The organism is Limimaricola pyoseonensis (assembly GCF_900102015.1).
GTDB lineage: Bacteria > Pseudomonadota > Alphaproteobacteria > Rhodobacterales > Rhodobacteraceae > Limimaricola > Limimaricola pyoseonensis.
In genome coordinates this window covers 1-19,987 of sequence record NZ_FNAT01000013.1, presented here as the reverse complement: position 1 = coordinate 19,987, position 19,987 = coordinate 1, and the positions used below count along the sequence as shown (strand labels likewise).

Sequence of the window (19,987 nt, the reverse complement as noted above, 5' to 3'; positions counted from 1 at the left end):
CGGCCCGCGACTTGCGTTGGCGCGGGGCGTTGCCTGTGCCGGCCCGTGCGGCTAGCGTCGGGCGGCCTATCGGAGGGAAGAGGACATCATGACCGACCAGCGCACGCTCGGCTTCGACACGTTGCAGATTCATGCCGGGGCGTCGCCCGATCCGGCGACCGGCGCGCGACAGGTGCCGATCTACCAGTCGACCTCCTACGTCTTCAAGGATGCCGACCACGCCGCGCGGCTGTTCGGGCTGCAGGAGGTGGGCTACATCTATTCGCGCCTGACCAACCCGACCGTCACCGCGCTGGCCGACCGCGTCGCCGCGCTCGAGGGCGGGGCGGGGGCGGTCTGCTGCTCTTCGGGCCACGCGGCGCAGATCATGGCGCTGTTCCCGCTGATGGGGCCGGGCTGCAACGTGGTGGTCTCGACCCGGCTCTATGGCGGCTCCGTCACCCAGTTCAGCCAGACCATCAAGCGCTTCGGCTGGTCGGCGCGCTTCGTCGACTTCGACGATCTCGCCGCGATCGAGGCGGCGGTGGACGACGACACCCGCGCCATCTTCTGCGAGTCGATCTCGAACCCGGGCGGCTACATCACCGACCTGCCCGAGGTGGCCGCGCTCGCCGACCGGGTCGGGCTGCCGCTGATCGTCGACAACACGCTGGCCACGCCATATCTCTGCAACCCGATCGCGCAGGGCGCGACGCTGGTCGTGCATTCGGCCACGAAATACCTGACCGGCAATGGCACGATCACCGCGGGCGTGGTGGTTGACAGCGGCAAGTTCGACTGGTCCGCCTCGGGCAAGTTCCCCTCGCTCGCCGCACCGGAGCCCGCCTATCACGGGCTCAACTTCCACGAGGCGCTGGGGCCGATGGCCTTCACCTTCCACTCGATCGCGGTGGGGCTGCGCGACCTCGGCATGACGCTGAACCCGCAGGCCGCGCATTACGCGCTGATGGGGATCGAGACGCTGAGCCTGCGCATGGCGCGGCACGTCGCCAACACCGAGCGCGTGGCGAACTGGCTCGAGAAGGATCCGCGCATCGACCGCGTGACCTGGGCCGGCCTGCCGTCCTCGCCCTGGCACGGACGCGTGGCGAAGGTCACGCCGAAGGGGGCGGGCGCGCTGTTCACGGTCGGCGTGAAGGGCGGCTACGAGGCCTGCGTGAAGCTCGTCGACAGCCTGAAGCTCTTCAGCCACGTCGCCAATCTCGGCGACACCCGGTCGCTGATCATCCACCCCGCCTCGACCACGCACCGGCAGCTGACCGTCGACCAGCAGATGGCGGCGGGCGCCGAGCCGGACCTGGTGCGGCTGTCGATCGGGATCGAGGACCCCGAAGACCTGATCGCCGATCTCGACCAGGCGCTGGACATCGCGACCGCGAGCTGACGCTCAGGATGATCCCGCCCCGGAGACCGGGGCGGGCCGGCCGCCGGGGCGCGGGCGGCGGCGATCGCTCGGAAAGCCCGGTGGCCCGGCCCTCATCGCGGCGGGCCGGCCGGGCGGCTCGGGGCGTCGCGCGCATCGCCCGGCCCGGCCGCTGCCGCCTCCTGCGGGTCGCGCCCGGCGCGCCGGGCCAGCTTGGCCGCGAGGTTCGGCCCCACGCCCGGACGCGACCACGGGCAGACCGCGATGCAGATGGCGCAGCCGTGATGCTCGTTGAAGAAGGGCAGGCAGCGGTCGAAATCCACGTACCATTTCCGCACCCCGCGCACGCGCCGCTTCTCGGGCTGGATCGCCAGTGGCGGGCAGGCATCCTCGCAGATCCGGCAGCTGGCGCAGAAGGCGTCGATGCCATGCGCGCGCGGCGGCGTCGGCGCGAAGGGCGCGTCGGTCAGCACCGCCGAGAGGCGGAAATTGGCGCCGAGGTCGCGGTCGATGATCGAGCCGTGCTTGCCCAGCTCGCCGAAGCCGCAAGCCAGCGCCGGCGGGATCAGCGTGAAGGCGCCGGTCATCGGCCCGGTGACCGGCTCGGCCGCCCAGCCGGCTCGGCGCAGCCAGCCCGCGACCTGCTTGGCGGCATGCGCGGCGCGGCCGTATTGCCGCACCACCTCGGCGCCGGCCTCGACCTCGGGGGCCTGCCGCAGCCGGTCGTAGTCGTGGCGGACGCCGAGCAGGATCACCCGCGACTGCGGCACGCTGTGGCCCTCGTAGCACCATTCGGACCGCATCTCGGCCACGCCCGCCTTCTCGCAGAGCCCGCTTGCGACGAAGCCGTCCAGCTCGGCGGTCCATTCCTCCGGCGCGGCCTCGCGGCGCTCGGGCGCGACATCGGGCAGGGGGGCTTCGAGGATCGCCTGCCGGGCGGCACGCTCGGCCACCAGCGCCGGCGCGTCGGGGCGCACGGTGTAGAACCAGCGCTGCATCCCGCCATGCGGGATCTCGTCGGGGTCGGGCGCCCAGTAGACCATCCGCGGCGGCCGCGGCGCGTCGAGGTCCATGCCGTTGATCTCGTTGCCCGAGACGGCGGGGGCCAGGGCCATCTGGGCGGGGTCCGGCGTGAAGGGGCGGTGCGGGTTCGGCTTCGGCATGTCGCGACGTTACCCGATCACCGCCCGCCATCAAGCCGGGCGCGGCCGCGACGGGCCGCGCCCGGGCGCAAGGCTCAGGGCCGGGCGGGGGCGGCGCGCCGCTCCTCGGCGATCTCCTCGATGCGCTCGCGCAGGCCCGCGGCCTCGGCCTCGAGATCGGCGAGCAACCGGTAGGAGACGTAGTACTTGAAGATGTTGCGCACGTAGATCGCCGGTTCGCGGCTCACCGCCTCCTGGATCGCGATCTCGACATTCTCGAACCAGACATCGGGGTCGAGCCCCATCGCCTCGGCGCGGCGGCGCGCCTTCGCGACGCCGCCGGGCCCGGCATTGTAGGCCGCGAAGGCCAGCAGCGTCTGGTCGAGCGGCGCGATCTCGGGCGCGTCGAAGAAGCTGTCGCGCAGCCAGCGCAGGTAGCGCAGCCCGGCATGGACGTTGGCGTCGAGCGACGAGACGTCGGGGATCCCCACCACCGGGTCGGCGGCGGTGGTCGGCATGACCTGCATCACGCCCACCGCGCCGACATGGCTGCGCGCGTCCTGATCGAGCCGGGATTCCTGGTAGGCCTGCGCCAGCACGAGATCGGGGTCGAAATCGTACTGCTCGGAGTATTTCTCGATCACGGGCTCGACCTCGTCGATCCGAAGCTGCGCCGCGTCGGTGCCGAGATTCTCGATCCAGTCGGCCGAGTTGGCGTAGCGCTCCAGCACGACGTTGCCCAGAAGCGTGCCCTCGCGGGCGACCTCGGCGAAGCCCTCGAGCGCGCGGCGCAGCTCGGGATTGGCCTGCCGCATCGCCCATGCGATGCGCCCGTCCTCGGTCAGCTCCACCGCCTCGTGGATGACGACCGAAGGATAGGCGGAGGACCAGAACCGCGCCTTGAAGTCGGTGACGACCGTGGCCGGGATCACGCCGATCTCGACCAGTTCGATCAGGTCGTAATCGTCGAGCCGCCCGTCGACCAGCCGCACATCCAGCGCCGGCCGGCCCTCCGCCTCGCGCGCCGCGTTCAGCCGTTCGAGATTGGCGGCGTAGCGGCTGCCCTCGGCGACGTAGAGCGGCAGGCCCACGAGGTTGTCGACGCTCTCCACCCCGTCGAGGCCGGGCGCGAGCACCGGCACGTCGTTGACGTCCTCGATCAGCGGCCGGGTGTAGGCCAGCCCGTCGGTCTCCTCGGCGCGGGTCGCGGTGAGCGTGGTGAAGTCGCTGCGCCCGCCCAGCACGGCCGGCAGGATCTCGGCCCGCGGCATCGGCGTCGGCACGACCACGGTGGGCGTGTTCGACGCGTCCTCGAGGCTGGCGAGGTAGAGCTCGAACTCGCGCGCGATCTCCATCGCCACGCCGACGGCGTTTTCGCCGTCGAAGGCGATCATCAGCGGGTCGGGCGGCACCGCCATGCGCAGGTAGCCGCGCTCGCGCATCTGCGGCAGGCCGCCGGTCTCGGGCGCCAGTATCGCGTCGACCAGCACCTCGCCGTCGCCGCGCGCGGCCGCGTCCTCCTCCGCGATCCGCTCGGCCAGCGCCCCGAGATTGCCCGCCGGCTCGACCTCCCGGGCCTGGGCTTGGGGGGCCGTGACGAGCAGTCCGGCGGCGATCAGGCAAAGGCTGCGTTGAAGCGGCATGTCGGTCCTCCGCGAATGGCTTCGGTGTGCTGCACGGGCCCAACGTCGCGATGCCGCTTGGGCTCCGAAGATCGGCGGGCTTTCGCGCGCCGCGGCGCGGCATCGGCATGGCGGCGCCCCGGCGCCGCGCCGGCCGGGTTCCCTTTCGTTAAGGCGCGGTGCGGCCCTTTCGGCCGCCCGGCCGAGCCCCCAGATTGCAGCGCGAACGACATGACGGAGCGAAGACAATGTTTGGCAAGGTTCTCACCAGCCTCGGCATCGGCGGCGCCACCGTGGACGCGGTGCTCGAGGACGACCGCGTCGAGGTGGGCGGCACCCTGAAGGCCGAGATCCGGGTCAAAGGCGGCACCACCGCCCAGGAGATCCGGAGCGCGCGGCTCGAGCTGGTGACTCACTGCCTGGTGGAAGGTCCGGGCGGCGCGAAGGCGCATGGCGACATCGTCCTCGTCTCGGGCGAGGTCGCGATCGGGCAGGTCGCGCCGGGCGAGGAACTGGCGATCCCGGTCGAGATGGACGTGCCGGCCTCCGCGCCGATCAGCATCGGCTCGACCCGGACCCATCTGCGCACGAGGCTCGACGTGCCCGGCGCGATCGACCCGAAGGATAGCGACCTCGTCGAGATCGTGCCGAACCCGACCATGACGGCGGTGCTCGACGGCATCGCGCAGGCCGGCTTCCGGCTGGTCGAGACCGAGGTCGAATACGACCCGCGGCGGCGCGCGCCCTTCGTGCAGGAGTTCGACTTCCGGCCCTCGGGCTTCGGCGATCTCGGCATCGAGGAGGTCGAGATCTCCTTCGCGCCCGCGCCCGGCGGGGTCGAGGTGCTGCTCACCGTGGACAACCGCGGCGGCCTGTTCTTCGGCGGCGGCGAGCGCGCGGCGCGCATCCGCATCGCGCACGCCGAGGCGAGCCGCATCGACATGGCGAGCGAACTGCGCCGCGCGATCGACCGCCTGCGCTGACGGCGCCGGCGACGGGGCAGGGGCCAACTTCGTAGCCGGGAAATTTCCGGCGCGGCCTTGACCGGGCCCGGGCAGGGACCCACCTGCCCGGGCAAGCGGCCATTCCTGCGCCGCGGCCCGCCGGCATACCGCATGCCGACCGAAACCACGCGATGGGGAGACCCGGACATGCTGCAGGTTTTGGGAGGCGTCTGGGCGCTGCTGCTGGGCATGGTCCTGATCATGATCGGCAACGGCATGCAGTCCACGCTGATGGGCGTGCGCGGCGGCCCCGAGGGGTTCTCCACCCTTTCGCTGTCGATCATCACCTCGGGCTATTTCGTGGGCTTCCTCGCCGGCTCGCGCATCGCGCCGCTGATGATCCGCCATGTCGGGCATGTCCGCGTCTTCGCGGCGCTCGGCTCCTTCATGTCGGCCGGTCTGATCCTGTTTCCGCTGATCGTCGAGCCGTGGCTCTGGACCCTGCTGCGGGTCGGGCTCGGCTTCTGCCTGTCGGGGGTCTACGTCACCGCCGAGAGCTGGCTGAACAACGCGGCCAGCAACCGCACGCGCGGCACGGTGCTCTCGGCCTACATGGTGGCGCAGATGCTGGGCATGATCGCGGCGCAGGGCGCGCTCAACCTCGCGGATGCGGGCGGCTTCGCGCTGTTCATCCTCTCCTCCGTGCTGGTCTCGCTGTCCTTCGCGCCGATCCTGCTCTCGGCGCAGCCCGGCCCGCCGACGCAGGTCGCCAAGCCGATGTCGCTCAGGCAGCTCTACGACCGCTCGCCGCTGGGCACGGTCGGCACCTTCCTGTTGGGCGGCGTCTTCTCGGCCCAGCTCGGCATGGCCTCGGTCTACGGCACCGCCGCGGGCTTCGGCCTGCGCGAGGTTTCGCTCTTCGTGGCGGCGATCTTCGCGGGCGCGCTGGTGCTGCAGTTCCCGATCGGCTGGCTGTCGGACCGGCTCGACCGGCGGGGGCTGATCCTCGGCGTCAGCGCGCTGGGCGCGGCCGCCTGCCTGGGCGGGCTCCTGCTGGGCGGCGGCTTCGGGCCGCTGCTCGTGGCCGCCTTCCTGATGGGCGGCATGGCGAGCCCGCTCTATTCGCTGCTGATCGCCTACACCAACGACTATCTCGAGGTCGAGGACATGCCGGCCGCCTCGGGCGGGCTGGTCTTCATCTACGGTCTCGGCGCGATCGTCGGGCCGCTGGCAACGGGCCAGATCATGGAGCTGGTCGGGCCGGACGGGTTCTGGGCCTTCCTCGGCGCGGTCTTCGCCGCGATCACCCTTTACGCCGCGTGGCGGATGACCCGGCGCCCGGTCACCGCCGAGGAGAGCCGCGCCTATCTCGGCGTGGTGCCGACCGCCTCGCCCGTCGCGGTCGAGGCGGCGCAGGAATGGTATGCCGAGGAGGCCGAGCGCGCCGACGAGGCCGAGGCCGCCGAGGCGGCCGAAACCGGCGAGGAAGCGACGTCGCGCTGAGGCCGGCGGGCGGTCTTGACCCGCCCGGTTCGGAAATTCTTGCCTGAAGACGCCGCTTCGTGGACAATCGTTAATGTTCTTGGTGATTGTCCGGCGGTGTCGGACATCGGATAACTCGCCGGCTCGGGTTGGGTTTCTGATGCGGTATGAGTGGTTTGCGATGATCGGCCTGGTCTGCGCCCTTGGCGCCCAGGCTTCGCCCGTTCCGGCTGAATCCGTGGCGGAAGAGGCGGACATGATCGCGGGGCCGGGCCTCGGCCGCGCCGCCGCCGAAGCCGAGCTTGCCCGCCTGCGCGAACAGATCGCCCTCGAGACAGCCCGTCTCGCGCTGCTGCGCAAGGATCCCGGCACATTCGCGACCGATGCGCAGACGGCGACCGACGCCGCACCTCCCGCCGTGGCGCTGCTGCGCGACGAACGGGCCGCGCTGGGCCGGCGCCTCGCCGCGGAGCGGGTCGCGGGCGCGCAGAGCGCGGCCCGGCTCGAGGCGGAGATCGCCGAGCTGCGCGGCCGCCGCGACCGGGACCTCGTGCATCAGGCCGCGCTGGCCGGCCGGCTCAAGCTGCATGCGGAGGCCGAGGCGAAACACCGGGCCGAGATCGCGCGGCTGGCGCAGGCCGAGGACGCGGCCCGTCAGGCCCGGCAGGTCGCGGCGGCCGAGCTGCAGCGCATGGAGGCGGCGCTGGTCACGCTGCGGCGCGAGCATGACGGGCTCGACACCGAGGTGGCCGCGCAGGCCGCCCGGCTCGAGACGCTGAGTGCGGCGCTCGACACCGGCGAACGGATGCGGAGCGAGCTGCAATCCGAACTCGCCTCGCTCGCGCCGGCGGTGGAGCGGGCGCGGCGCGACCTCGCCACCACCGGGCGGCAGGCGGCGCTGGTCGCCTCGGGCCGCGACCGTGTGGTCCAGGAGGTGGACCGCCAGGCCGCGACGCTGCGCCGACTGCAACAGGAGATCGAGACGGCGAACGCCCGCAGATCGACGCTCGACGCCGAGATCGCGCTGTTGGGCGACCGGCTCGGCGAAGCCGAGCGGACGGTGGCCGACGGCGCCGCCCGGCGCCGCGCGGCCGAGGCCGAGCTGGCGACGCTCACGGCGCGGATGCAGGCCGACATCCGCGCGGCGCGGGTTGAGCGCGCCGCGCTGGGCGACGATACGCAGGCCGTCGCCATGCGCCTGCGCGCGCTCGAGGCCGAGGCGGGGCGGGCGGTGTCGCGGCTCGAACGGCTGGCGGCCGGCGCGGCGCAGGCCGAGGCCGAGGCCGAGGAGGCCCGCGCCGCGCGCGACCGCGCCACCCTCAAGCGTGACGAGGCCGAGACCGCGCTCGCCGTCATCCGCAAGCGGATGCAGGAGGAGGTGGCCGAGACGCTGCGGCGCAACGCAGTCGTCACGGCCCAGCTGATGGCCAATGCCGACAGGCTGGTCGCGCTGCGCGCCGCGGTCGCGGCCCAGTCGGCCGCTGCGGCCGCGCCCGCACCGTCGGCCGATCCGGCCGCGCCCGACCTGTCACCCGCCGCGCCAGCCGCCGCCCCCGCGAGCCGCGCCGCGGCCCCTGTGCCCGAACCCGAATCCGTGCCGGACCGGATCGACGCCGCGCTCGACGCCGCCCCCGGTCTCGCGGCCGCCGGCTCCGAGGCGCGGGCCGGGCTGGCCGCGCGGCTGCGCGCCGGGGTTTGCCCCGCCGACGCGCTGCGCGAGGCGCTGGGCGCGGTCAACCGGCAGACCCTCGTGTCGCTGATCCGAGATCTCGGCCCCTGCGAGGGCGGGGCCGCCCAATGACGAAGGAGCCCAGACCGTGACCTGTCTTTCGATCTGCCGCGTGCTGGTGGCGGCCGCCGGACTGGCCTGCGCCGCGCTTGCGGTGCAGGCTCAGGAGTTCGAGAAGAACATCCTGACGGGCGGCCCCTCGGGCACCTACATCCAGTTCGGCAACAACATCGCCGGCCTCGCGCAGAATTGCGGGCTGACGCTCAACGTGCGCGAAAGCGCGGGTTCGCTCGAGAACTTCATCGGGGTGCGGCAGCGGCCGCACACCCAGTTCGGCATCGTGCAGAGCGACGTGCTGGAATATCTCAAGACCTATTCCGCCGACGATCCGGCCATCGCCCGCGCCATCCGCGGCGTGCGGATCGCCTTCCCGCTCTACAACGAGGAGATCCACGTCCTCGCCCGGCGCGAGATCGGCGGGCTCGGCGACCTCGACGGCGCCCGCGTCGCGGTCGGCGTCGAGGACAGCGGCACCTTCCTCACCGCGTCGCTGGTGCTCGACATCGTCGGCGTCCAGCCGGCCGAACGCGCGCTGATCGGCCCCGACGCGGCGCTCGAGGCGCTGCTGGCCGGCGAGATCGACGCGCTGTTCTACGTGGCCGGCGCGCCGACGCGGCTGTTTCAGGACGACCGCATCGACGCCGGGCGCTGGCACCTTCTGCCGGTCGAGGACGACGTGCTGGGCGCGGTCTACCAGCCGACGCGGATTGCCGCGGACACCTACCCGTTCCAGTCCGAGGAGGTGCCGGCGATCGCGGTGAAGGCGGTGCTGATGACCTATGAATACGACGCCCGGCGCAACGCCTATCACCGGGCCAGCTGCGACGCGGTGCGCGACATGGCCAACCTGATCTTCACTCGCTTCGCCGATCTCAAGGAGACCGGCCATCCGAAGTGGCAGCAGGTCGACCTGACCGACATCCCGCCGGGCTGGGAGATCGGCGCCTGCGTCAATCTCGGGCTGGCCTCGGATTACAGCCTCGAATGCACGCCGCCGGCCATGGCGGGCCCGGGGCCGGCCAGCGAGGCCAACGCCGTCTACCGCCGCCAGATCTGCGCCGCGATCGGCTGCTGAGCCGGCGCCGCGCTGCTCAGACCGCGAGAAGCTTGCGGTACATCTCGATCAGGAAGGCCTCGGCCTCGGCGAAGCGGTCCTTCGACTTCTCGGGCGCGATCTCCTCGATCTGCACGTCGAAATCGGCGTAGTGCTGGGTCGTCGCCCAGATCGAGTAGAGCAGGTGATGCGGGTCGACCGGCGCGATGCGGCCCTCGGCGATCCAGTTCTCGAGCACCGCGATCTTGGCGTTGTAGAGCTCCTTCAGCGGCTCGAAGATCTCGCTGCGGGACTGCGGCAGGCCGCTCAGGATCTCGTTGGCGAAGAACTTGCTCTCCTTGGGGAAGTTCTTGGAGATGTCGAGCTTGCGCCGGATGTACTGGCAGATCTCCTCGACCGGCTCGCCATTGGGGCTGAGCATGTTGAGCGGCGACATCCACAGCTGCAGCGTGCGCGACAGAAGCTCGCGCCGGATCGCGTCCTTGCTTTCGAAGTAATAGAGCAGGTTCGGCGTGGTCAGCCCGGCGGTCTTGGCGATCATGTTGATCGAGGCGCCGGAGGAGCCGTGCTGGGCGAAGACCTCGAGCGCGGCGCCAAGGATCTGCTCGGTGTTCTTGCGCTGGATCCGGGTCTTGGGTTTGGTCCCCGCCATGCGTGCCATGCGCCGTCCAGCTCCCGCCTATGGGTCAATCCGGGTGCCCTATCGCACAACTGCAAGGGCAAGGCCAGAGCGGCGGCCATGACGCGTCCGGTGTGCGGATCGGGCGTGCACGGTCCGGGCCGGCGGTCCCGGCGGGCAGGGTGGGCTGCCCGCCGGTCGGCGTTCTGACGCGCGGGGGAGGCCTCAGGAGGCGGCCTTGAGCGGCGTGACGTTGCCGGCCTTCTCGCGGAAGGCGGGGATCACCGTCTGGCCGTAATCGGCGATGATCTTCTCCTCGTCGCCGCTGTCGAGATAGATGTTGAACTGCGTCGTGCCGGCCTCCTCGAGCTCGCGGATCTTGGCGACGTGCTCTTCAGGCGTGCCCAGCACGCAGAAGCTCTTGATGATGTCCTCGGTGATGAAGTCGAGATACGGGTTATCGCTCTGGCCGTGCTTGGAGTAGTCGTAGCCCTTGCGGTTCTCGATGTAGGAGGTGAGCGAGGAGGGCACCTGGTCGCTGTCGGCGCCGTATTTCTCGACGATGTCGGCGACGTGGTTGCCGACCATGGCGGGGAACCACTTCACCTTCTCGATCGCCTCGTCGATCGGCCCGGTATGGGCGGGGGCCGCGGCCATCACCTTGTAGCCCGACATGTCGAGCCCGGCCTCGGTCCCGGCGGTCTTGGCCTGGTCGGCCAACCATTTGACGATCTTGGGCTCGGCGATCTGCAGCACCACGCCGTCGCCGACCCGGCCCGCGGAGGCCAGCGCCTTCGGGCCGTAGGCGCCGATCCAGACGGGCAGCTCGTAGCCGTCGGCCCAGGGGAACTTCACCGGCTCGGGGCATTCGCCGTACTGCACCTCCTCGCCGCGAATGAGCGCCTTCACCACATGGGTGAACTCCTCGAGGCGCTTCAGCGTGGACGGCTTCTTGCCCATGACGCGCACCGCGCTGTCGCCGCGGCCGAGGCCGATGTCGAAGCGGCCATTCGACTGCTTGGCGAGCGAGCCGAACAGCGAGGCCGCGACCGACCATTCGCGCGAGTTGGGGTTGGTCACCAGCGGGCCGAAGCGCATGCGGGTGGTGTGCTCCATGCACATCGCCATGGCGACGAAGCTCTCGCGCCACAGGATGTGGCTGTCGTAGAACCAGCAATAGTCGAAGCCGGCGTTCTCGGCCTGGCGGACCAGCGCGCGGGCGCGCTCGGGCTCGACGAAGCCCTTGAAGCAGATGCCGAATTCCATGTGATTTCTCCTCCCTAGAGAATTGATGTTGTTGTTGTGGATCAGTGGTCGGGCGGGCAGATGCGGATGCCCGCATGGCTGAAAGGCACGGCCTTCGAGATGTTCAGCCGGATCAGGATCGGGGTGATCGCCTCGATGCAGCGCGCCGATTGCGCGTCGCCGGCGTTGTAGGCCTCGACGCCGAGCTTGCGCACCAGATCGATCACCTTCTTGCGGGCATCCAAGCTGTTGCCGCAGACGAGGATGTCGCAGTTGATCGTCTGGTCGAGCGCCTTCAGCGTCACCGCCGAGACGTTGTGCAGCGCGCCGATCACCGGGATCTCGGGGCCCAGAAGCGCCTGCGCCGCCTCGGTGGCCGAGCCCTCGGGCGGCATGGCGACCTTCTTGGGGTCGCCTTCGGCCAGCGGCACCACGATGTCGACGAGGATCTTGCCGGCCAGCGCGGGCTTGAGCGCTTGAAGCGTCGCGTTGTGGGCCGAGAAGGGGACGGCGAGGATCACCATTTCCTCGGCGGCGGCGGTGGCGCCTTCGTTGTCGAGGCCGCGGATCTTCGCGGCGTCTGCGGGCAGCTGCGCCTGCAGCTCCTCGGCGATGGCGGCGGCGCGCACGCCGTCGCGGCCGCCCAGCACCACCTCGACGCCGGCGCGCGCGAAGCGCAGCGCGAGACCCTGGCCCTGCGGCCCGGTGCCGCCAATGATCGCGATTGTCATCTGAACATGTCCTCTTGTTTCTGGCGTAGGATGTCGGCGCCGCGGCTCTCGGCCGGCGTCCAGTCGAGCCCGCGCAGCAGCACCGCCGGGGTCTTGCCGTCCTTGCGCACCACCAGCCCCGAGGCGGCGGCGATCTCGTCGGCGAGCGCGGGCTCGGTCACCTGCAGCGGCCGGCCCCAGGCGTCGGTCTTGCCCTGCTCGCGGATCGTGGCGGGCACCTGGGACAGCCCGATCGCGACGTTGACCTGGCCCAGCCGCCAGGGCCGGCCGAAGGTGTCGGTCATCACCACGCCGATCTGCGCGCCGAAGCGCTCGGCCAGCGCCACGCGCAGCGCCGCGCAGCTGGCATCCGGGTCGGGCGGCAGCACCATCACGGCGCTCTCCTCGCCGAAATTCGACTCGTCCACCGCGGCATTGGCCGAGATGAAGCCGAGCCGGTGCTCGCAGATCATCGTGCCCTCGTTCTGGTCGGGGCGGCGGAAGGCGCGCACCACGCGGCTGCTTTCGCGCAGCACCACCTCGACCTTGCGGGCGTCCTTGTTGAGCTCTTCGGCGTAGCGCAGCGCCTCGTCCGAGGGCGTGACCGTATCGAGCGGGATGATGCAGCCCTCGGCCTTGGAGAACACTTTCTGCGCGACGCAGAGGATGTCGCCGTGGCAGAGCCCGAGGCCCGCCGCCTCGAGCCGGTCGCCGATGATCGCGGCGAGGTCGTCGCCCTCGCTTATGTCGGGGATGCCGGGGATGGCGGTCAGCGAGACGGAAAGGCTCATTGCGCGCCCTCCAGCCGCCGCCGGCCCAGATGGCCCGCGGGCAGGTGGTGCAGGTCGGCGGCCGTGTCGATGTCGACGCGCAGGCTCGCCAGCGGCATCACCACCGGCCGCAGCCCCGCCGCCTCGGCCGCGCGACGATGCGCGACGGTGGATTTCGGCCCGTAGGCGAAGCCGAAGGGGCAGGGCAGCGGCACCATCAGCGCGTTGGTCCCGAGATCCTTGGCCGGGCAGATCACCGCCGCATCGCCCCCGATCGGGAAGGCCAGCAGCCGCGCCAGCTCGGCCGGATCGGGGTCGGCCAGGTCTCCCGGCAGGACGCAGAGCGCCTCGTAGCCGCGCCGCTCGGCCCAGCGGGCGGCGGTCTCGACCGCGCCCGACAGCGCGCCCGCGCCGTCATCGTCGATCACCCGAAGCCCGAGCGCGGCGGCGACGTCGCGGATGACCGGGCTGCCGGTGACGACGGCGAGGTCCACCTGCGCCTCCAGCCCGTCGGCCGCCTCGCGCAGCCGCGCCGCGGTGGCCCGGAACAACCCGAGCGCCAGCCGCGCGCGCTGCCCGTCCGACAGGGCGAAGCTCAGCCGGGTCTTGGCGTGGCGCGGATCCTTCATGGGGATCACCGCGAGGCGCTTGCCCGCGCCGCTCATGCCGCCGCCTCCGCCGGGGCGAAGGCCAGATCGATGATCTCGCGCGCCAGCCGGGCCTTGTCGGCCTGGGTCTGCATCATGATGTCGCTGCAATGCGGGGTAGGGCCCTCGGCGGCGATCTCGGCGCTCAGCGCCGCGTCGGCATGGTCGATGACCAGCCGGTCGACCAGCGTGCGGTAGCGCCGCGCCACGCCGAGCGCATCGGCCCGCAGCCCGAGCGCGGCCATCATCCGGTCGGCCGGGCCCTTGACCACCCGGCCATCGATGAAGGGGCTGACCGCGACCTTGCGCGCGGTGGCGGCGCGCAGCGCGTCGCCTATCCCCGGCACGCCGAGGATCGGCGCGATGCTGACCAGCGGGTTCGACGGCGCGATGACGATCAGATCGGCCGCGGCGATGGCGGCCAGCGCCTCTGGCGTGGGCCGCGCCATGTCGAGGCCGGTGAAGGCGATCTCGCGGATCTCGGGGGCGCAGCGCTCGCGCACGAAGTATTCCTGGAACCGCAGCCAGCGGCCGTCGGTGGTGCGCATCCTGGTTTGCACCACGTCGTCGGTCGGCAGCAGGATCGCGGGCCTCACGCCGAAGGCGCGCGCCACGTCGCGGGCGATGTCGGAGGGCCGGTCGCCGCGCGCGCGCCGCATGGTGCGGTGGATGTGCAGCCCGAAATCGCGGTCGCCCAGCGACATCCAGGTGTCGGCGCCAAAGAGCTTCAGCGTTTCCAGTGCCCGGTGCCCCTCGTCGGCCACGCCCCAGCCCTGCGCGCGGTCGATCCGCCCGGCGAGGCTGTAGGTCAGCGTGTCGATGTCGGGCGAGACCCAGAGCCCGTGGAAGCTGTCGTCGTCGGCGACGTTGCCGATCACCGACAGCGCCACGTCGTCATGGGCCGCGAGCCCCTCGGCCATCTTGGCGCCGCCGACCCCGCCGGCGATCAGGCAGACCTTGCGCGGGCTCATCGGGCCGCCTCCGCCGGGGCAGGTTCGGGGAACATCTCGAGGAAGGCCAGCGGGTCGCGGCCCTTGCGGTCCACCAGCGGCGCCAGCTCCTCGGGGTCGTGATGCTCGAACACCTCGCGCGTCTCGTAGACCGTGTTGCGGCGCACAGGCACACGGCCGGCGGCGCGGATCATCCGCACCAGCTCGCGCGCCGTGATCTCCTGCCCGTGGTCGGATCCGGCCGCGCGCGAGATGCTCTCGTTCATCAGCGTGCCGCCGAGGTCGTTGACCCCGCGCGTCAGCATCTCCTGCGCTCGCGCGGCGCCGAGCTTGGTCCAGCTCACCTGGATGTTGTCGATCCAGCCATGCAGCATGATCCGCGACACCGCGTGCATCAGGTCGACCTCGCGCGCGGTCGGGCCGGGGCGGACCTTGTCGGGGATCTGGGCGTAGAGCGGTGAGTCGGTATGCACGAACGACAGCGGCACCAGCTCGGTGAAGCCGCCGGTGTCCTTCTGGATGTCGCGCAGGAGCGCGATATGCGCGGCCCAGTGCTCGGGCGCGTCGACATGGCCGTACATGATGGTGGCGGTGGTCGGGATGCCGACCTCGTGCGCGGTGCGGATGATCTCGACCCAGCGCTCGGCCGAGAGCTTGTTGGTGGTGAGCTGCATCCGGACCTCGGTGTCGAGGATCTCGGCCGCGGTGCCGGGCATGGAATCGAGCCCCGCCTCCTTCAGGTCGGTCAGGAAGTCGCGGTAGGACATCTTGGTCTTGGACGCGCCGTACCAGATCTCGAAGGGCGAGAAGGCGTGGATGTGCATGCCCGGCAGCGCCGTCTTGATGGCGCGGATGATCTCCCGGTAGTAGGTGCCTTCCATCTTCGGATGCAGCCCGCCCTGAATGCAGACCTCGGTGGCGCCGCGATCCCAGGCCTGCTGCGCGCGCGCGACGATCTGTTCGGGCTCGAGCCACTCGGCGGCCTTGTCCTCGGCCCGCTTGGCGAAGCCGCAGAACCGGCAGCCCATGTAGCAGATGTTGGTGAAGTTGATGTTGCGGTTGACGACGAAGCTCACGCGGTCGCCATTGGCGCGGCGGCGCAGTTCATCGGCGGTGCGGTAGATCGCGTCGATGTCGCCTGCCTCGGCGCGGAACAGCGCGACGCCTTCCTCAACGCTCACCTCGCCGCCCGCAAGCGCCTTGTCGAGGATGGCGCGGATGGCGGGCGAGGCCCCGGCCGGGGCGGCGGGGTCACGGGCGAACTGCCGGGTCTTCGACTGGTAGGTCATGCTGTCTCTCCGATGTGCCGCTGCTCGCGCGCCAGCCCCTCGCCCCCGGCCATGCCGAGCGCCCGGGCCCGCACGGCCGGGTTGATGAAGCCCTCGTCGCCGGCGAGGTATCTGGGGTAGACGGTGAGCCGCTCGCGCAGCGCGAAGCCGGCCGTCTCGCAGGATTCGGCCAGCGCCCGGATCTCGGGCCATTCGTGCTGCGGGTTGATGAAGTCGATGGTGACGGGCGAGATGCCGCCCCAGTCGTTGATGCCGGCATCGAGATAGGCGATGTGGCGCGCGCTCAGGTTCGGCGGTGCCTGCAGGCTAATCTCGGGCGACAGGATCACCCGCGCCGCCGCGATGGTGCGCAGCATGTCCTCGAGTTCGGGCTCGGGGTGATGCGCCATGGCGATGTCGGGCTTGCGCTGGAAATTCTGGATGATGACCTCCTGCACGTGGCCGTGCCGGGCGTGCGCGGCCTCGATCGCCCGCAGCGCCTCGATCCGCTCCTCCCATGTCTCGCCGATGCCGATCAGCAGCCCGGTGGTGAATGGCACGCGCTTCTGGCCCGCGCGCTCCAGCGTGCGCAGCCGCTGCACCGGCGTCTTGTCGGGGCAGGCGAAATGCGCCTGTCCCTTGCGGGTCAGGCGGCGGCTCACGGTCTCGAGCATCATGCCCATCGAGGCCGAAACCGGCTTGAGCAGGTCGATCTCGTCGTCGGTCAGCGTGCCGGCATTGACATGCGGCAAGAGGCTGGTCTCGCGCAGCACCAGCGCGCACATGTCGCGCAGGTAGTCGGTGAGCCTGGAGTATCCCAGCCGTTCCAGCCCCTTGCGGGCGGCCTCGTAGCGCAGCTCGGGCTTCTCGCCGAGGCTGAACAGCAGCTCCTTGCAGCCCTCGCGCTCGCCGCGCCGCGCCTCGGCCAGAACCTGTTCGGGGGTCATGATCCGCGCCTCGGGCGATGAGGGGTGCTTGACGAAGGTGCAGTAGCCGCAGGTGTCGCGGCACATGTTGGTCAGCGGCACGAAGGCCTTGCGCGAATAGGTGACCCGGCGGCCCCAGGCCGCGTCGCGGATCTGTCGGGCGCTGGCCATCAGGGCGTCGAGATCCCCGGAAGCGGCAAGCATCCCGCCGGTGCTGGGCAAGTGGCTGGTCATGATCTCCTCCTGCCTCAAGGCTGAGCGATCCCGGCGCGTCTTGTCAAAACTATTTTTAGCATCAGGTCAAAAAAACCTAATGATCAACTTTTTATACAGCAATAACATGCACATAAGAGGAGCATGAATTCCTTCATCATCAAAATAATTGACTACTAGATAAAACAACGCGGATAGTCCTGGGAAGCTTCACGCGGCGCTTGGGAGGGCGCCGCTGGGCATCGGGAGGACATGGACGATGATCATTGGAGCGCCACGCGAAGTGGCGGCCGGCGAGTCGCGCGTGGCGATGACGCCGGCCTCGGCACGGGACTTGCAGAAGCTGGGGCATGACTGCCTGGTCGAGGCGGGGGCGGGCCTGGCGGCGGGGTTCACCGACGCGGCCTACGAGGCGGCCGGTGTCACCGTCGTGGCGGATGCCGCGACGCTCTGGGCCGAGGCGGAGATCGTCACCAAGGTGCGGCCGCCGCTGGAGGACGAGCTGGGCCGCCTGCGCGAGGGCCAGACGCTCATTTCCTTCTTCTACCCGGGCCAGAACGCCGAAGCGCTGGGCCGCGCCAGGGACGCCGGCGCCACGGTGATCGCGATGGACATGGTGCCGCGCATCTCCCGGGCGCAGAAGATGGACGCGCTGTCGTCGATGGCCAACATCGCCGGCTACCGCGCGGTGATCGAGGCGGGCAACAATTTCGGCCGCTTCTTCACCGGGCAGGTGACGGCCGCGGGCAAGGTGCCGCCCGCCCGCGTGCTGGTGATCGGCGCGGGCGTGGCGGGCCTCGCCGCGATCGGTACCGCGACCTCGCTCGGCGCGCAGGTGCAGGCCTTCGACGTGCGCCCCGAGGTGGCCGAGCAGATCGAGAGCATGGGCGCCGAGTTCGTCTTCCTCGACTTCGAGGACACGCAGGACAGCTCGGCGACGGGCGGCTACGCCGCGCCGTCTTCGCCTGAGTTCCGCGAAAAGCAGCTCGCCAAGTTCCGCGAGCTCGCGCCCGAGACCGACATCGTCATCACCACCGCGCTGATCCCGGGCCGCGACGCGCCGGTGCTGTGGACGAAGGACATGGTCGAGGCGATGAAGCCCGGCTCGGTGATCGTCGATCTCGCCGCCGAGCGCGGCGGCAATTGCGAGCTGACCGTGCCGGACGACAAGTTCGTCACCGAGGGCGGCGTCACCATCGTCGGCTACACCGACTTCCCCTCGCGCATGGCGGCGCAGTCCTCGACGCTCTACGCCACCAACATCCGCCACATGCTGGCTGATCTCACGCCGGGCAAGGACGGCGTCGTCGACCACGACATGGACGACGACGTGATCCGCGGCGCCACTGCCACCCATGCGGGCGAGATCACCTACCCGCCGCCCAAGCCCAGGACCGCGGCCATCGCCGCGGCGCCGAAGAAGGAGAAGCCGCGCGAGCTGACGGCCGAGGAAAAGCGCGGCCAGGAGGTCGCGGCCTTCCGCGCCCAGACCCGCAGCCAGGTGACGCTCTTGGCCGCCGGCGGCGCGGTGATGCTGCTTTTGGGCGCGGTGGCGCCGGCGAGCTTCATGAGCCACTTCATCGTCTTCGCGCTGGCCTGCTTCGTCGGCTTCCAGGTGATCTGGAACGTCAGCCACTCGCTGCACACGCCCTTGATGGCGGTCACCAACGCGATCTCGGGCATCGTCATCCTCGGCGCGCTCCTGCAGATCGGCTCGGGCAGTTTCCTCGTGGTGCTGCTTTCGTTCATCGCGGTGCTGATCGCCTCGATCAACATCGTCGGCGGCTTCCTGGTCACGCGCCGGATGCTCGCCATGTTCCGCAAGTCGTAAGGGGGCCGGATCGTGAGCATCGGCATCGTCTCGGCCGCCTATATCGTCGCGGCCATTCTCTTCATCCTGTCGCTGGGCGGCTTGTCGAACCAGGAAAGCGCCAAGCGCGCGGTCTGGTACGGCATCGCGGGCATGGCGGTGGCGGTCGCCGCCACCGTGTTCGGCCCCGGCGTGCACAACCTCTTCCTGATCCTGATCGCGGTGATCGCCGGCGGCTTCGCCGGCTGGGTCGTCGCCGGCCGGGTGCAGATGACCGAGATGCCGCAGCTGGTGGCGGCGCTGCACAGCTTCGTCGGTTTGGCCGCGGTGTTCATCGGGCTCAACGCCGACATCATGCTCGCCGACATCGAGGCGACGCTGGCCGGGCTCGGGCTCGACCGCGCGGCGCTGGCGCTCCTGGACCCCGACGAGCTTCAGGCCGCGGGCGGCGGCTTCTTCGGCGAGCTCACCGGCTTCGGCAAGAAGCTGGCGCTGAAGGACGCGGCCGAGATCGCGATCCTGAAGGCCGAGGTGGCCCTGGGCATCTTCATCGGCGCGGTCACCTTCACCGGCTCCGTGGTGGCCTTCGGCAAACTCGCCGGCCGGGTCGACGGCAAGCCGAAGAAGCTGCCCGGCGGCCACATGCTCAACGCCGCGGCACTGGCGCTCTGCGTGGCGCTGGGGCTTCTCTACCTCACCGGGGCCGGCATCTGGACCATGGTGCTGGTCACTGTCATCGCCGGCTTCATCGGCTGGCACCTGATCATGGGCATCGGCGGCGCCGACATGCCGGTGGTCGTCTCGATGCTGAACTCCTACTCGGGCTGGGCCGCCGCCGCGATCGGCTTCACGCTGGGCAACGACCTGCTGATCGTCACCGGCGCGCTGGTGGGCGCCTCGGGCGCGATCCTGTCCTACATCATGTGCAAGGCGATGAACCGCAAGTTCGTCTCGGTCATCCTCGGCGGCTTCGGCGGCAGCACGGGACCCGCGATGGAGGTCGAGGGCGAGCAGGTGGCGATCGACGCCGAGGGCGTGGCGCAGGCGCTCGACGAGGCCGAGAGCGTGGTGATCGTGCCGGGCTACGGCATGGCCGTGGCGCAGGCGCAGCAGTCGGTCTCCGAGCTGACCCGCCGGCTCAGGGCGCAGGGCAAGACCGTGCGCTTCGCGATCCACCCGGTGGCGGGGCGGCTGCCCGGCCACATGAACGTGCTGCTCGCGGAGGCGCGGGTGCCCTACGACATCGTGCTCGAGATGGACGAGATCAACGACGACTTCCCCACCACGGACGTCGCCATCGTCATCGGCTCGAACGACATCGTGAACCCCGCCGCGCAGGACGACCCGAACTCGCCCATCGCCGGCATGCCGGTGCTCGAGGTCTGGAAGGCCAAGCAGGTCTTCGTCTCCAAGCGCGGCCAGGGCACCGGCTA

The 19,987-nt window shown here is 70.8% G+C and carries 17 protein-coding genes; 7 read left to right on the top strand and 10 right to left on the bottom strand.

The window, feature by feature from the left end:
• Nucleotides 1-88: 88 nt before the first annotated feature.
• A complete protein-coding gene (locus BLT43_RS17650) occupies nt 89-1,384 on the top strand; it encodes an O-acetylhomoserine aminocarboxypropyltransferase/cysteine synthase family protein (RefSeq protein WP_090115047.1) in 1,296 nt (431 codons plus the stop codon).
• 92 nt (nt 1,385-1,476) lie between these two features.
• Here BLT43_RS17650 and BLT43_RS17645 read toward each other — a convergent pair whose 3' ends face one another.
• Complete coding sequence (locus BLT43_RS17645; RefSeq protein ID WP_242652349.1) at nt 1,477-2,478, bottom strand: 4Fe-4S dicluster domain-containing protein; 1,002 nt, start codon at nt 2,476-2,478, stop codon at nt 1,477-1,479.
• Between the two features lie 122 nt (nt 2,479-2,600).
• On the bottom strand, nt 2,601-4,148 hold the full coding sequence (locus tag BLT43_RS17640; RefSeq protein WP_090115043.1) for an MltF family protein: 1,548 nt from the start codon (nt 4,146-4,148) through the stop codon (nt 2,601-2,603).
• A gap of 227 nt (nt 4,149-4,375) precedes the next feature.
• Here BLT43_RS17640 and BLT43_RS17635 point away from each other — a divergent pair, with 227 nt between their 5' ends.
• The 4 genes from BLT43_RS17635 (at nt 4,376) to BLT43_RS17620 (ending at nt 9,417) form a co-directional block, all read left to right on the top strand.
• Nucleotides 4,376-5,110 carry a sporulation protein gene (locus BLT43_RS17635; protein WP_090115041.1) on the top strand — a complete coding sequence of 245 codons (735 nt, stop codon included), beginning with the start codon at nt 4,376-4,378 and terminating at the stop codon, nt 5,108-5,110.
• 168 nt (nt 5,111-5,278) lie between these two features.
• Nucleotides 5,279-6,574, top strand: coding sequence for an MFS transporter (locus tag BLT43_RS17630; protein WP_090115040.1), 1,296 nt, complete (start codon nt 5,279-5,281; stop codon nt 6,572-6,574).
• A 235-nt stretch (nt 6,575-6,809) separates the two neighbouring features.
• Nucleotides 6,810-8,354 (top strand): coiled-coil domain-containing protein, encoded by a 1,545-nt coding sequence (locus tag BLT43_RS17625; RefSeq protein WP_090115039.1) that lies wholly within the window; start codon nt 6,810-6,812, stop codon nt 8,352-8,354.
• A 16-nt stretch (nt 8,355-8,370) separates the two neighbouring features.
• Nucleotides 8,371-9,417 carry a TAXI family TRAP transporter solute-binding subunit gene (locus tag BLT43_RS17620; RefSeq protein ID WP_242652348.1) on the top strand — a complete coding sequence of 349 codons (1,047 nt, stop codon included), beginning with the start codon at nt 8,371-8,373 and terminating at the stop codon, nt 9,415-9,417.
• Between the two features lie 16 nt (nt 9,418-9,433).
• Here BLT43_RS17620 and BLT43_RS17615 read toward each other — a convergent pair whose 3' ends face one another.
• From BLT43_RS17615 to cofG, 8 genes are all read right to left on the bottom strand, one after another.
• Nucleotides 9,434-10,057 carry a TetR family transcriptional regulator C-terminal domain-containing protein gene (locus BLT43_RS17615; RefSeq protein ID WP_090115038.1) on the bottom strand — a complete coding sequence of 208 codons (624 nt, stop codon included), beginning with the start codon at nt 10,055-10,057 and terminating at the stop codon, nt 9,434-9,436.
• Between the two features lie 183 nt (nt 10,058-10,240).
• Nucleotides 10,241-11,281: a TIGR03842 family LLM class F420-dependent oxidoreductase gene (locus BLT43_RS17610; RefSeq protein ID WP_090115037.1), complete on the bottom strand. Its 1,041-nt coding sequence runs from the start codon at nt 11,279-11,281 to the stop codon at nt 10,241-10,243.
• A 41-nt stretch (nt 11,282-11,322) separates the two neighbouring features.
• Nucleotides 11,323-11,991 carry an NADPH-dependent F420 reductase gene (npdG, locus tag BLT43_RS17605; protein WP_090115036.1) on the bottom strand — a complete coding sequence of 223 codons (669 nt, stop codon included), beginning with the start codon at nt 11,989-11,991 and terminating at the stop codon, nt 11,323-11,325.
• Nucleotides 11,988-12,761 (bottom strand): coenzyme F420-0:L-glutamate ligase, encoded by a 774-nt coding sequence (cofE, locus tag BLT43_RS17600; RefSeq protein WP_090115035.1) that lies wholly within the window; start codon nt 12,759-12,761, stop codon nt 11,988-11,990. The genes npdG and cofE overlap by 4 nt, the downstream gene beginning before the upstream one ends.
• Nucleotides 12,758-13,405: a 2-phospho-L-lactate guanylyltransferase gene (gene cofC, locus BLT43_RS17595; RefSeq protein WP_090115034.1), complete on the bottom strand. Its 648-nt coding sequence runs from the start codon at nt 13,403-13,405 to the stop codon at nt 12,758-12,760. The genes cofE and cofC overlap by 4 nt, the downstream gene beginning before the upstream one ends.
• Nucleotides 13,402-14,358, bottom strand: coding sequence for a 2-phospho-L-lactate transferase (cofD, locus tag BLT43_RS17590; protein ID WP_090115033.1), 957 nt, complete (start codon nt 14,356-14,358; stop codon nt 13,402-13,404). The genes cofC and cofD overlap by 4 nt, the downstream gene beginning before the upstream one ends.
• Nucleotides 14,355-15,626 carry a 5-amino-6-(D-ribitylamino)uracil--L-tyrosine 4-hydroxyphenyl transferase CofH gene (gene cofH, locus BLT43_RS17585; protein ID WP_090115032.1) on the bottom strand — a complete coding sequence of 424 codons (1,272 nt, stop codon included), beginning with the start codon at nt 15,624-15,626 and terminating at the stop codon, nt 14,355-14,357. The genes cofD and cofH overlap by 4 nt, the downstream gene beginning before the upstream one ends.
• Nucleotides 15,623-16,765, bottom strand: a complete 1,143-nt coding sequence (gene cofG / locus BLT43_RS17580; protein WP_207497652.1) for a 7,8-didemethyl-8-hydroxy-5-deazariboflavin synthase CofG — start codon at nt 16,763-16,765, stop codon at nt 15,623-15,625. Before cofG ends, cofH begins: the two co-directional genes overlap by 4 nt.
• A 238-nt stretch (nt 16,766-17,003) precedes the next feature.
• On the opposite strand from cofG, the gene BLT43_RS17575 reads away from it, so the two are divergent.
• Both BLT43_RS17575 and BLT43_RS17570 read left to right on the top strand, forming a co-directional pair.
• The gene (locus BLT43_RS17575; protein WP_090115031.1) at nt 17,004-18,575 is read left to right on the top strand and encodes a Re/Si-specific NAD(P)(+) transhydrogenase subunit alpha; all 1,572 of its coding nucleotides are present in this window, start codon (nt 17,004-17,006) and stop codon (nt 18,573-18,575) included.
• Nucleotides 18,576-18,587: 12 nt separating this feature from the next.
• Nucleotides 18,588-19,987: NAD(P)(+) transhydrogenase (Re/Si-specific) subunit beta (locus tag BLT43_RS17570; protein WP_090111472.1), on the top strand; the 1,400-nt coding region annotated here is incomplete at its 3' end.

What these genes read in the sequence shown, in the direction of transcription:
- BLT43_RS17650 (WP_090115047.1), top strand. Translation starts at nt 89, where the DNA reads ATGACCGACCAGCGCACGCTCGGCTTCGACACGTTGCAGATTCATGCC.
- cofH (WP_090115032.1), bottom strand. Translation starts at nt 15,626, where the DNA reads ATGACCTACCAGTCGAAGACCCGGCAGTTCGCCCGTGACCCCGCCGCC.
- npdG (WP_090115036.1), bottom strand. Translation starts at nt 11,991, where the DNA reads ATGACAATCGCGATCATTGGCGGCACCGGGCCGCAGGGCCAGGGTCTC.
- BLT43_RS17625 (WP_090115039.1), top strand. Translation starts at nt 6,810, where the DNA reads ATGATCGCGGGGCCGGGCCTCGGCCGCGCCGCCGCCGAAGCCGAGCTT.
- BLT43_RS17635 (WP_090115041.1), top strand. Translation starts at nt 4,376, where the DNA reads ATGTTTGGCAAGGTTCTCACCAGCCTCGGCATCGGCGGCGCCACCGTG.
- BLT43_RS17645 (WP_242652349.1), bottom strand. Translation starts at nt 2,478, where the DNA reads ATGGCCCTGGCCCCCGCCGTCTCGGGCAACGAGATCAACGGCATGGAC.
- BLT43_RS17630 (WP_090115040.1), top strand. Translation starts at nt 5,279, where the DNA reads ATGCTGCAGGTTTTGGGAGGCGTCTGGGCGCTGCTGCTGGGCATGGTC.
- BLT43_RS17610 (WP_090115037.1), bottom strand. Translation starts at nt 11,281, where the DNA reads ATGGAATTCGGCATCTGCTTCAAGGGCTTCGTCGAGCCCGAGCGCGCC.
- cofD (WP_090115033.1), bottom strand. Translation starts at nt 14,358, where the DNA reads ATGAGCCCGCGCAAGGTCTGCCTGATCGCCGGCGGGGTCGGCGGCGCC.
- cofG (WP_207497652.1), bottom strand. Translation starts at nt 16,765, where the DNA reads ATGACCAGCCACTTGCCCAGCACCGGCGGGATGCTTGCCGCTTCCGGG.
- cofE (WP_090115035.1), bottom strand. Translation starts at nt 12,761, where the DNA reads ATGAGCCTTTCCGTCTCGCTGACCGCCATCCCCGGCATCCCCGACATA.
- BLT43_RS17575 (WP_090115031.1), top strand. Translation starts at nt 17,004, where the DNA reads ATGATCATTGGAGCGCCACGCGAAGTGGCGGCCGGCGAGTCGCGCGTG.
- BLT43_RS17640 (WP_090115043.1), bottom strand. Translation starts at nt 4,148, where the DNA reads ATGCCGCTTCAACGCAGCCTTTGCCTGATCGCCGCCGGACTGCTCGTC.
- BLT43_RS17615 (WP_090115038.1), bottom strand. Translation starts at nt 10,057, where the DNA reads ATGGCACGCATGGCGGGGACCAAACCCAAGACCCGGATCCAGCGCAAG.
- cofC (WP_090115034.1), bottom strand. Translation starts at nt 13,405, where the DNA reads ATGAGCGGCGCGGGCAAGCGCCTCGCGGTGATCCCCATGAAGGATCCG.